The organism is Streptosporangium subroseum (assembly GCF_900188345.1).
GTDB classification, from domain to species: Bacteria; Actinomycetota; Actinomycetes; order Streptosporangiales; family Streptosporangiaceae; genus Streptosporangium; species Streptosporangium subroseum.
On the sequence record NZ_FZOD01000152.1, the window covers coordinates 1 to 2,079 of the forward strand.

The window sequence follows — 2,079 nt, forward strand, 5'->3', positions numbered from 1 at the left end:
ATGGACCCAGCAGGGCCGCATCGACGGCGTCGACTGGCACCTGGAGGCCACCGGCCCGTCGCACGCGCCGGCCTTCACCGCGACCGCCACCGCCCATCCGGCCGGGGCTAAGCGGCCGATCTCCGCTCAGGGCAGTGGAGCAAGCAAGGCCGCCGCCCGGGCCGCGGCCGCCACCGCGCTACTGACCCAACTCGGCTCTCTTTGAGCGGCCGAGGTGAAACAGCAGGGAACCGTCACATCAGATCTTCTGCGGACACTCGTGGGCACCTGCGCATCGGTCGGGACATCCGGCTGGAGAATGTGCGGCGCCCGTGGCTTTACTTCGTAGATTTACTACTTCGAGGGGAGAACGACTGGCCGGGCCCGACCTGTCGGGTCGGACCGGGGCACCGCCGCCGGTGATCGCGGGTTGTGGTGATCACTGCGGGTCTGCGAAAATGCGGCGAAAACGTCAGCGGCCGCGCGTACGGTGAAGATCTTTCCCTTTGACGCATCGTTACGGAGTCGGCCTCGGGGAACAATCGAACAGCCAATAGCGCCACCAGTCAGTAACATTCGCTGATCGGACAGAGCCCCAGTTCTGTCGGGTTTTCAGAACTACATAGCCGCAGATCAGGATGCCAACACCACTTGGCGTGGCGTTCTGGTTACCCGCGCTCTGCCCGACCCTGTGACCGAAACTCCGCTCCGACGGATTACTCATCGCCACTCTGCGGCTGGGCGTAGCCATAGGAGTCCGGAGCCCCTACCGCCGACGCTGCGCGGCGCCAGCCACCCGCTCCCGGCCCCCACCGCCACGGGTCATCGACCACCGGACCGAAGGCCACGGAGCCCGCTGTCAGTTGCCCACGGTGAACGTCAGGATGGTGCGGTCGTCACGTTGCCCGTCCCAATCGTTCTGCACTCGGATCTGCCTGGTGGCGGTTCGTCCCGGCCAGAGCAGGAACTTGCCGATGCTCCCCTGGCCCTTCAGCCAGGGAGTATCCGCGCTGTCACCCTCGAAGAACCAGATGACGATGTTGTCGACGGTCAGCATGCCCGACGAGGCGGCCCACTGGAGCCGGTAATAGATCTCGGTGCGGATCTCTCCACCGCACTTCGCCGAGGCCTTGAAGTTCCTGGCCGGCCCGCCGATGCGCCCCGTTTTTCTGAGCGGGAGGTTGTAGCGGCAGCGCTCGTTCTTGCCGAAATTCTCGTGATCCATCATGTCGAACGTGATGTTGACGGTCGCGGTCCGGTCGACCAAGGCGGACGCCTCGGCAGCGGGTGCGAAAAGGCCCAGAGAAAGGGCTCCCGCGGTGGCACTGAGGCCGAGAAAGCGGACGATGCGGTTCACCGGAATCTCCTTCTTCACTGACGGTTGCCGTACTGGTGGCTTTTGTTCTACGCGTAGGGGCTTGAGCAACATCGGAACGAAAAGCGGCGCTAAGCCCCATCGCTCCAGGTCAACCCACTGCGGCGGGCTGCCTGCTGCTGGCCGTCCCGGGCGGGGGTCTCAGGCTTGAACGTCACGGAATCAGTCCGGCATCGCGCGCCACGGCAATGACCGGGGACCTGTTCCCGCAGGCCACGATGCTCGCCACGTACCTTTGTGTCACCCCGTCCCAGCCGGGAGTCCAGCACATCGGCACGGCCAGTCACGTTAAGAACGATGATCACCTGCCCTTAGCGCCACTTTCCGTTCCGATGTTGCTCAAGCCCCGCGGCGTGACAGGCATCGGTATAGAGGTCGTTGGCATGCATGCTCCTTAACCCTTTCGAGGCCGTTAATCAGTGGCGCTCTAATGATCGGTAAAGCGGAACTAGGAGACGGGGAAGGGAGATCGAATTCAACGCGGTTTCCCAGCGATGTGCCAGCCGCAGGTATTAGCATTTATCCCATTGTGAAGGGGGCGGCACCGCGGACAACAGTGCCTGTTTCGCCACCTTGACTACTGCCCAAACGGGCTTTACTCGACATTTCCCTCCGCTCATACTTGCCGCAGGGACACGTCCGGGGGGAATCCACCGTGAACGAGGCAAATCTATTGCGGCACGCGCTGCACGCCGCCCACGCCATCGTCAACAACGAGCCGTTCG

2 protein-coding genes are annotated in these 2,079 nt (G+C 63.6%); one reads left to right on the forward strand and one right to left on the reverse strand.

Annotated features, from left to right (window positions below; all coding sequences use genetic code 11):
- Window positions 1-205, forward strand: a 205-nt coding sequence (locus tag CHC08_RS50465) for a hypothetical protein (protein ID WP_218825858.1), incomplete at its 5' end; no start/stop codon positions are given.
- Window positions 206-838: 633 nt separating this feature from the next.
- Here the strand turns inward: CHC08_RS50465 and CHC08_RS47715 are convergent.
- Window positions 839-1,336 carry a hypothetical protein gene (locus tag CHC08_RS47715; protein ID WP_089213951.1) on the reverse strand — a complete coding sequence of 166 codons (498 nt, stop codon included), beginning with the start codon at window positions 1,334-1,336 and terminating at the stop codon, window positions 839-841.
- Window positions 1,337-2,079: the final 743 nt, after the last annotated feature.